Consider the following 9,386-nt stretch of genomic DNA (forward strand, 5'->3'; position numbering starts at 1 on the left):
TGTTTCATCAACTGATAGATCGCGACCGTCTCGCGGGGGAACGCGGTGACCAGTCCCGCCACCCAGCCGATGGCACCCACCGACAGCGCCTCGAACGCAAGATTGTCGACGCCGGTGAACAGGTCGTAACGGTCGCCGAAGCGGTTGATGATTTCGGTCGAGCGGCGGATGTCGTCGGAGGATTCCTTGATGGCGACGAAACGCTTGTCGTTCGCCAGTTCCTCCATCTGACCGACGGTGACGTCGACGCGATAGGCAAGCCGGTTCGAATAGATCATTACCGGCAGGTCGCCGGCCTCGGCGACAGCGCGCAGTGCCGCGACCGTCTCCTCCGCATTGGTGTGGTAGATCGGGCTCGGCACCACCATCAGCCCGTTAGCGCCCTCCTTGGCGGCGCGGCGCGCGATCGCCGCCGCCTCGCGCGTGCCGGGTTCGTTGACCGTCAGCAGAACCGGCTTATTGCCGGCGATCTTCTGCGCGGTCTTCAGCACGTCGATCTTCTCGCCATGCGAGAGCATCGGCCCCTCGCCGAGCGAGCCGCAGACGATGATGCCGTCGCAGCCAGCCTCCATCTGGAGCGCAAAGCAGCGCTCCATTTCGGCGTGATCGAGGCGGTCGTCCTCGGTGAATTTGGTCGTGACGGCGGGGAAAACTCCAGTCCACATGGCGGTCGCTCCATCTGATATATCAGTCGTATATTTATGAAGAAACGGACTGTCAACACGGATTTCACTGTGATATATCAAAAATATATCAGGAGTTCGCCTTTGATATTCAATGAAACAAGCCCGGCGTTCGAGCCAGTGGCGACGAAAGCCTACCGGGTGCTCGAGCACATGATCGTAACGCTCGAACTGGCGCCTTCAAGCTTTATCACGGAGGGCGCCGTGATCGACAGGCTGGGCCTTGGCCGCACGCCGGTGCGCGAGGCGATCCAGCGACTGGCGTGGGAGGGACTGCTGGATGTCCGGCCCCGTGCCGGTATCGCCATTGCCCCGCTCCATCCCGGCGACTGGTTGCGCGTTCTCGATGCACGGCGTGGCATCGAGGTGGTTCTTGCCCGTTCGGCCGCCCGCTTCGTCACCCGTGAGGCCGCCGACCTGTTTCACGATGCCGCGCTTGCCATGCAGAAGGCAGTGATATCAGGCAATGTGCTCGCCTTCATTCAGGCTGACAAGGCACTCGACGAGGCGCTGGCGCTGGCTGCCGACAACCCCTTCGCTGCGCGGTTGGCTGCTCCCCTGCAAACCCACAGCCGCCGCTTCTGGTTCCGCTACAAGGCCGATACCGGTCTTGCCGAATCGGCCGAGCACCACGTCGCGCTGATCCGCTCGATCCTCGACGGCGACGAAGACGCCGCCGCCAAGGATGCCAAGCGCCTGATGGCGCTGCTGCGCGGCCATGCCGAGGCGGCTGCTACGCGCTAAGAGATCGCAAAGCCGACCGCCTTCCTTGTTTCGGATGGTGCTTCTGCAATCCACGGCGCCGAATAAGTCATCAACGGCGGCACCATACCGACGGTCTGATGCCGAAAAGAGAGAGCAAAAGTTCACAAAGCGCCTAGCGCCGGCCAGGCGTTGAGCATCGCCCAATCCCTCATGCGTCCTGGTCGGGCGGGATCAGCACGTTTTCCCAATGTTCGCCGGCCGCGACGATGCAGCTTCTGCCGGCGACATCGGTGACGATGATCGTCCAGCTTCCGGTCTCGGCGACATAGACCTCCATAATCGCCATTTGACCGATCAGCCCGAAAGCAAACTGTCTTTCCTGGAACTGCTCGCTCAGGTGGGCGACGAGATCGCCATGTTCAACGCAGTACTGATACTGGGCGCTTGCGGCGTTCGTACCCACCGCCAATGCGCCAGCAAGAACCAGGGCTTTCACCCAACCCAACAGCGATTTGCGTGCCATAGGGCACCTCCTTTGCCATCACGTCCGGCAAAGGGAGACGCCTCATTTTGCCGGAACGATCCAGGCCGGTTCCGACGTCATCATCATTGCGTCGTTCCTTTCCGTGTTCCGGTCTGTCATCAGCGGGGACGATTCCAGATGTTCCCACTATGTTCGATATATGGTACCGGCACCGAAAAAGCGCAAGCAGGCGCCCGCAACGGGCGCCTGTGGATCCGTTTCAAAGTCGTCGCCGAGAACCGCGGCCGGGCGGCTATGCCGAGACAGCGGCCGCAGCAAGAAAAGGGCCCACGCTCAGGTGCCTGGCAATGCGGCTGTCGTCAGCGCGCTCTCCCAGCCTTCACCCACCGAAACCACGCAGCTTTGACCGCGTGTGTCGCTGGCGAGGATGGTCCAGGTGCCTTTATCGGAAACGAAGACTTCAACAATCACATTCGGATTGACAACGCCGAGCGCAGTCGGATTTTCCCGGAACTTCTCGCCGAGCGCCTTGATCATGTCGGCTCGTGGCGCGCATTGTTCGGCCGCTGTTGCCGAGACGGCGGAAAACGCGGCAGCCGCCGCGCAAAGTATCGACACCATAAGACGCGTCATCTGACACCTCCTTGCGCCGGCCGATGCCCCCGCTGCCGTCAGCGCCGTTGGTTGACCTGCCGCGCTTTCTTCGCGGCAGGATTGCAGATTAAGGTTTCTGCCGCCCGCCTGGTTCCATCACATTAGCGTTCACGCAGATGCGGGCCGCGACCGGTCAACAAAAAGGCCCGGTCGCTGGCCAGGCCTTTTCGTTCAATGTTACATCTAGGCCCGGAACCGTCCGGCTAGTTCATTGTCGGGATCACGAATTCGGCCCCGTCCTTGACGCCTGCCCGCGCGCCCGCAACCGAAGACGAGGACGCGCAAACAAGCAACCGTCCGGCTAGTTCATTGTCGGGATGACGAATTCGGCGCCGTCCTTGACGCCGGACGGCCAGCGCGAGGTCACCGTCTTAGTCTTGGTGTAGAAGCGGAACGCGTCCGGTCCGTGCTGGTTGAGGTCGCCGAAGGAAGACGCTTTCCAGCCGCCGAACGTATAATAGGCGATCGGCACCGGGATCGGCACGTTGATACCGACCATGCCGACCTGGACTCGCGAGGCGAAGTCGCGGGCGGCATCGCCGTCGCGGGTGAAGATGGCGACGCCGTTGCCCATTTCGTGGTCGTTGGCGAGCTTGATCGCGTTCTCGTAAGTCGGCGCGCGCACTACGGAGAGCACCGGCCCAAAGATCTCTTCCTTGTAGATGCGCATGTCGGCGGTCACGTTGTCGAACAGGCAGCCGCCCATATAGTAGCCGTTCTCGTAGCCCTGCATGGAAAAGCCGCGGCCGTCGACGACCAACTTGGCGCCTTCCCTGACGCCGGTATCGACATAGCCCTTGACCCGCTCCAGCGCCTGCGCCGTCACCAGCGGGCCGAAATCGGCGGACGAATCCGTGGACGGGCCGACCTTCAGGCTTTCGACGCGCGGCACCAGCTTTTCCATCAGCCGGTTGGCGGTATCGTTGCCGACCGGGACAGCCACCGAGATCGCCATGCAGCGCTCGCCGGCCGAGCCGTAGCCGGCACCGATCAGCGCGTCGACGGTCTGGTCCATGTCGGCGTCAGGCATGATGATCATGTGGTTCTTAGCACCGCCGAAGCACTGCACGCGCTTGCCGGCCGCGCAGCCGCGCGAATAGATGTACTGGGCGATCGGCGTCGAGCCGACAAAGCCGATGGCCTTGATGTCGGGATCGTCGAGGATGGCGTCGACCACGTCCTTGTCGCCGTTGACGACGTTGAGGATGCCCGCCGGCAGGCCGGCCTCGATGAACAGCTCGGCGATGCGCATCGGCACGCCGGGGTCGCGCTCCGAAGGCTTCAGGATGAAGGCGTTGCCGCAAGCGATAGCCGGCGCGATCTTCCACAATGGGATCATCGCCGGAAAATTGAACGGCGTGATACCGGCAACGACGCCGAGCGGCTGGCGCATCGAATAGACGTCGATGCCGGGGCCGGCGCCGTCCGTGAACTCGCCCTTCATCATATGCGGCGCGCCGATGCAGACCTCGACCACTTCCAGGCCGCGCTGGATGTCGCCCTTGGCGTCGGCGATGGTCTTGCCGTGTTCGCGCGCCAGAATGTCGGCCAGCGCATCATACTCCCCGGTGACCAGTTCGAGAAACTTCATCAAGACGCGCACGCGCCGCTGCGGATTGGTCGCCGCCCAGCCGGGCTGCGCCGCCTTGGCGTTTTCCACAGCCGCGCGCAGTTCAGCCTGCGAAGCCAGCGCCACCGTGCCGCGCACCGTGCCGTCCATCGGCTGCATGACGTCCTGCTTGCGGCCGCTGGTCCCAGCGACACGCTCGCCACCGATAAAATGACCGTATTCGATCATGGTTTCTCTCCCTGTATTTGTGATGCGCCATTGTCCGCCTTTGCGCAGCCGATGGCAACGCGAGCGGAAACGCAACCGTTGTGCACAAAGTAGATAGCGGTGCGCGGCTGTGCATCAATTGCCGCAAATGGTAAGAATGCAGGTCCCTAGCAGCAAGGATTGAGAAACTGAGTTCTTTCGCGCCCCCCTCTGTCCTGCCGGACATCTCCCCCACGAGTGGGGAGATTGGCTGTCATCCCGGCTTTCACCAACCCGCAACGTTGCAAGGAAGTCGCCGCGGGAGCGGCCGGCCAATCTCCCCCCAAGTGGGGGAGATGTCCGGCAGGACGGAGGGGGGCGCCTTGGAGCGCTTTCGTAATCATCGTCATCCGGAACATCCTCATGAACTGGGATGACGTCCGCATCTTCCTCGCCGTGGCGCGTGCCGGCCAGATCCTTGGCGCGGCCAAGCGGCTGGAGCTCAACCACGCCACCGTCTCGCGCCGCGTCGCCGCACTCGAGGATGCGCTACGCACAAAACTTTTTCGTCGGCTGACCACCGGCAGCGAGCTGACGCCGGCGGGCGAGCGTTTTCTCGACATCGCCGAGCGCATGGAGGGCGACATGATCGCCGCGCGCTCGACCATGGCGGGCGAAGGCGACGATGTTTCGGGCACGGTGCGTATCGGCGCGCCTGATGGTTTCGGCGTCGCCTTCCTGGCCAAACGCCTCGGCGCACTGACGGCGCTTCACCGCGAACTCACCATCCAGCTAGTGCCGGTGCCGCGTTCCTTCTCGCTGTCCAGGCGCGAAGCCGACATCGCCATCACCGTGGAGCGGCCGACCGAGGGCAGGCTGGTGGCGGGGAAGCTGGTCGACTACACGCTCGGCCTGTTCGCGTCCCGCGCCTACACCGAAACGCATGGCCTGCCCCAGACGCCCGCCGAGCTCGGCCGGCACACGCTGATCGGCTATGTGCCGGACCTCATCGTCAGCCCGTCGCTCGACTATGCGGCCGAGTTCAGCGCCGACTGGCGCACGAGCTTCGCCATCTCCTCGGCGCTCGGCCAGGCCGAAGCGGTGCGCTCCGGCGCCGGCATCGGCATTCTGCACACCTTCGTCGCCCGTTCGATGCCGGAACTGGTGGCTATCGACATTGTCGCGCCCATCCGCCGCGCCTACTGGTTGGTCTATCACGAATCGGTCAGGCCGCTGCGCCGCGTCCAGATCGTCGCGAGCTTCATCACCAAGGCGGTGGAACGGGAGCGAAGCCTGTTCGTCTGATGATATTCATCTGACGCGGCGAAGTGTGATGAACTTGTTCCTCACCGCGCTCAAAATGCGTGAAGGACACTTCCGATCCTACCGCTGGTATCGCTCCGGTCCGAGGTCGCGGACATTGATATCCGGCACCCGGCTCGAAATGATGTCGGCCAGGACCTTGGCCGAGCCGCAGGCCATGGTCCAGCCGAGCGTGCCATGGCCGGTGTTGAGATAGAGGTTGGAGAACTCGGTGCGGCCGATCAGCGGCGGCCCGTCCGGCGTCATCGGCCGCAACCCGCACCAGAAGGTCGCCGACTTCATATCGCCGCTGCCCGGAAAAAGGTCGCCAAGCGAATGTTCGAGCGTGCGCCGCCGCGATTCATGCAGCGTCAGGTCGAAGCCGGAAATCTCCGCCGTGCCACCGACCCGGATGCGGTCGCCGAGCCTGGTGATCGCCACCTTGTAAGTCTCGTCCATCACCGTCGACACCGGTGCTGCGGCAGCATCCTTGATCGGCACAGTGATCGAATAGCCCTTGACCGGATAGACCGGGACGGGTCGTTTCAGCGTGCGCATGAACTTGGCCGAATAGCTGCCCATCGCCATCACATAGGCGTCGGCAGCTTTCCAACCTTTGCTCGTATTGAGGTTGGCGATACGGTTGCGCTTCTTGACGACGCGCCGTATCTCCGTGTCGTATTCGAAGGTGACGCCACGCGCCACGCAGAGCTCGGCCAGACGGTCGGTGAACATCTTGCAGTCACCGGTTTCGTCGCCCGGCAGTCGCAGGCCTCCGACGAATTTTTCACGCACCCCTGCCAGCCCCGGCTCGGCTGAGATGCAGCCGTCGGGATCGAGAATCTCGTAGGGAACGCCATATGCCTTCAGCACTTCGACATCGCCGGCAGTGCCGTCGAGCTGCTGTTGAGTTCGAAAAAGCTGCAGCGTTCCCTTGGCGCGCTCGTCATACGCGATGCCGCTCGCCTCGCGCAACGCTTTCAGCGTGTCGCGGCTGTATTCGGCCAAAGGCACCATCCGCGCCTTGTTCACCGCATAGCGCTCAGCCGTGCAGTTGCGCAGCATCCTGACCAGCCATACCCACATATGCGGATCGAGAGTCGGCCGCACCACCAGCGGACCATGCTTCATCAACAGCCATTTGATCGCCTTTAGCGGGACGCCGGGACCGGCCCAGGGCGAGGCGTAGCCGGGCGAAATCTCGCCGGCATTGGCAAAGCTGGTTTCCAGCGCCGGACCCTTCTGGCGGTCGATGACAGTCACTTCATGGCCGGCCTCGGCCAGATAATAAGCGGTGGTGACCCCGATGACGCCGCCGCCCAGCACGAAGATCTTCATCGCATAGTTCTCCAGAACGACGCCTTGTCAGGGATTTTGGGGGCGGGGCATCGTGGCCATCTGTCTGCCGGATTTTACGGCGTCCGCCAAGTGCCCAAGCATGTCGCCCAAAAGTACGCAGCGGTTTTGGGACATCGAGATGCGTAAAAAAGCCCGCGCGCTATCCATTCACATAGCGCCGGTGAAAACGGTGTCCGAGGCTGGTCAAGATTTCATAGCCGATGGTGCCGGCATGGCCGGCCGCCTGATCCACCGTCTGCGACGGTCCGATCAGTTCGACGAGGTCGCCCGCCTTCAGCCTGTCGGGCGGCAGGGCCGAAATGTCGAGAACGATCGAATCCATCGATACACGGCCCACGAACGGCAAACGCACATTTTCGACCCAGGCGGCGGAAGCCGCGCGACGATGCCAGCCATCGGCATAGCCAAGCGAGATCGTTGCGGCGACCAGCGAATCGGTCACGTGAAAAATATGGCCATAGCCGACGCCGGCGCCCCTAACGAGGCTGCGCGTCTGGATGACCTTTGCCTGAAGCCGCACCACCGGCAGCATCGGATTTTCCTCGGCTGGCGTCGGATTGATGCCGTAGAGCGCCGCACCGGGCCGGGCGAGGTCGTAGTGAAAGGGCTGCCCAAGAAAGATGCCGGAGGAATTGGCCAGCGAGGCCGGCACCGGTGGCAGCATCCTGCGCAGCCGCTCGAATTCCAGCCGCTGCTGCTCGTTGGCCGGATGCTCGGGTTCGTCGGCGCGAGCGAGATGGCTCATCACGAAGGTGGCGTTGATGCCGTCGAAAGCCCGCGGATCGGCAGTGACGGCCTCCACCTCGGCTGCCGCCATGCCGAGCCGCGACATGCCGCTGTCGACCTGAATTCCAGCCTTGAGCTTGCGGCCGGCCCGCTGCGCCGCCGAGCGCCAGGCGGCGAGTTGGCCGGCGCTGTTGATGACCACGCCCAGCTCCGCTTCGATAGCTTCGCTTTCAGCGCCCGGCTGAATGCCGTTCAGCACATAGATCGCCGGCCGTGCGCCGAGCGCCTGGCGCAGCAAGACACCTTCGGCCAGATGCGCGACGAAAAAAGTAGCGCAGCCCTCGGCCGCCAGCGCCGCCGCCACCTGGGCCCCGCCGAGCCCGTAGCCGTCGGCCTTGACGACACCCGCGCAGCCAACATCGCCTAAACGCGCCTTGAGCCGCCGGTAATTTTCGCGGATGGCGCCGAGATCGATGGTCAATATGGCGCCGGCCGCCGCTTCGCTGATCGGCGCGGCTTTGACGGCGACCCTTTCAGAAAGAGATTTTTTGGAAGCGCCGTTCATGCCAACCCCGTCTGCAGCGGATTGGCCATCAATAAGGCCACCGCGCTGACGCGGCAACCGTGGTCGGCGCGAGCGCGGCTTGCGCCAAGTTACGCAACCAGATGCCGGAACGCCGCAACCACATCCTCATAGACCTGACGCTTGAACGGCACGATCAGGTCGGGCAATTCCTCCATTGGCCGCCAATCCCATTTGTCGAACTCGGCGGTGTGGCCGCCCGGCGGCGGATTGATCTCAATCTCGCTCACGTCGCCGTGAAAGCGGAAGGCGAACCATTTTTGCGTCTGGCCGCGATATTTCCCCTTGAAGGCGATGCCGACCAGATGGGCCGGCAGGTCGTAATATATCCAGTTCGGCGCCTCATCCAGCAACGAGACGCTGCGTATGCCGGTTTCTTCGTAGAGTTCCCGCTGTGCCGCCTGCAGCGGCTCTTCGCCCTTGTCGATGCCGCCCTGCGGCATCTGCCAGAGCTGCGTCGTGCCGGCGAATTCGCTGTCCGGCTCGGCAATGCGATGGCCGACCCAGACCAGCCCGTCGCCGTTGAGGACCATCAGTCCGACACAGCGACGATAAGGCAGCGTCTCGGGATCGACCGGTTCTCTCTTCGTCATGCTCAACCTTTTTCCGGATCCACCGCCACTGCCGAAATCGGCACGATCTCGATGCCGCGCCTCTTGGCCTCGACCACCCAGGCCGACACGGTGTCGACCGTCAGCTCGAAGGCCGAGCCGATGCCGACGGCAAAGCCTTTCGCCCGCGCGGCGGCTTCCAGTTCGTCCAGCTTCTTCAAAATGGCGCCGCGGTCCCGCACCGCGTCGATCGACGCATCGCCGGCAACGAACGGCACGCCGTTTTTCAACGCCAGGTCGGGTGCCAGGCTACGCGCCGACGAACCGTCGTCAACATAGGCCAGGCCGCGCCTGCCGAGCTCTGCCATCAGCGGCCCCATCGCCGCCGCATCGGCCGAAAAACGTGCGCCCATATAGTTCATGACGCCGGTGTAGTTGGTCGTCCGCGACAGCGCCCAGCGCAAATTCTTCAAATTCTCGTCCGCCGTCGCAGCGACCGTCAGCGTGTTGCGGCCGGGATTGACGTTCGGATAGTCGAACGGTTCGAGCGGCACCTGCATGACGATCTCATGGCCGCTTTGCC

At 63.5% G+C, this 9,386-nt stretch carries 10 protein-coding genes; 2 read left to right on the forward strand and 8 right to left on the reverse strand.

Going from position 1 to position 9,386, the window contains the following annotated elements; translation table 11 throughout:
• Positions 1 to 665, reverse strand: a 665-nt coding sequence (locus EOA86_RS10365; protein ID WP_164891663.1) for a dihydrodipicolinate synthase family protein, incomplete at its 3' end; no start/stop codon positions are given.
• Positions 666 to 734: 69 nt separating this feature from the next.
• Between EOA86_RS10365 and EOA86_RS10370 the strand changes: the two genes are divergently transcribed.
• Positions 735 to 1,427 carry a GntR family transcriptional regulator gene (locus EOA86_RS10370; protein ID WP_281035646.1) on the forward strand — a complete coding sequence of 231 codons (693 nt, stop codon included), beginning with the start codon at positions 735 to 737 and terminating at the stop codon, positions 1,425 to 1,427.
• Between the two features lie 169 nt (positions 1,428 to 1,596).
• Here the strand turns inward: EOA86_RS10370 and EOA86_RS10375 are convergent, their stop codons facing one another.
• The 3 genes from EOA86_RS10375 to EOA86_RS10385 form a co-directional block, all read right to left on the reverse strand.
• The gene (locus tag EOA86_RS10375) at positions 1,597 to 1,911 is read right to left on the reverse strand and encodes a hypothetical protein (RefSeq protein WP_128341539.1); all 315 of its coding nucleotides are present in this window, start codon (positions 1,909 to 1,911) and stop codon (positions 1,597 to 1,599) included.
• Positions 1,912 to 2,205: 294 nt separating this feature from the next.
• Complete coding sequence (locus tag EOA86_RS10380; RefSeq protein ID WP_128341540.1) at positions 2,206 to 2,505, reverse strand: hypothetical protein; 300 nt, start codon at positions 2,503 to 2,505, stop codon at positions 2,206 to 2,208.
• Positions 2,506 to 2,827: 322 nt separating this feature from the next.
• Positions 2,828 to 4,324, reverse strand: a complete 1,497-nt coding sequence (locus EOA86_RS10385; RefSeq protein WP_128341542.1) for a CoA-acylating methylmalonate-semialdehyde dehydrogenase — start codon at positions 4,322 to 4,324, stop codon at positions 2,828 to 2,830.
• 381 nt (positions 4,325 to 4,705) lie between these two features.
• Here EOA86_RS10385 and EOA86_RS10390 point away from each other — a divergent pair, with 381 nt between their 5' ends.
• Entirely contained in the window at positions 4,706 to 5,587 is an 882-nt protein-coding gene (locus EOA86_RS10390; RefSeq protein WP_128341543.1) for a LysR family transcriptional regulator, read from the forward strand.
• Positions 5,588 to 5,665: 78 nt separating this feature from the next.
• Here the strand turns inward: EOA86_RS10390 and EOA86_RS10395 are convergent, their stop codons facing one another.
• From EOA86_RS10395 to EOA86_RS10410, 4 genes are all read right to left on the reverse strand, one after another.
• The gene (locus EOA86_RS10395; protein ID WP_128341544.1) at positions 5,666 to 6,922 is read right to left on the reverse strand and encodes a D-amino acid dehydrogenase; all 1,257 of its coding nucleotides are present in this window, start codon (positions 6,920 to 6,922) and stop codon (positions 5,666 to 5,668) included.
• A gap of 160 nt (positions 6,923 to 7,082) precedes the next feature.
• Positions 7,083 to 8,234 (reverse strand): alanine racemase, encoded by a 1,152-nt coding sequence (gene alr, locus EOA86_RS10400; protein ID WP_128341545.1) that lies wholly within the window; start codon positions 8,232 to 8,234, stop codon positions 7,083 to 7,085.
• Between the two features lie 89 nt (positions 8,235 to 8,323).
• Positions 8,324 to 8,845, reverse strand: a complete 522-nt coding sequence (locus EOA86_RS10405) for an RNA pyrophosphohydrolase (protein ID WP_128341547.1) — start codon at positions 8,843 to 8,845, stop codon at positions 8,324 to 8,326.
• 2 nt (positions 8,846 to 8,847) lie between these two features.
• The coding region (locus EOA86_RS10410) for a divergent polysaccharide deacetylase family protein (RefSeq protein ID WP_206629995.1) at positions 8,848 to 9,386 on the reverse strand (539 nt) is incomplete at its 5' end.

Origin of the sequence: Mesorhizobium sp. M5C.F.Ca.IN.020.32.2.1 (genome assembly GCF_004023105.1) — a bacterium.
GTDB lineage: Bacteria > Pseudomonadota > Alphaproteobacteria > Rhizobiales > Rhizobiaceae > Mesorhizobium > Mesorhizobium wenxiniae.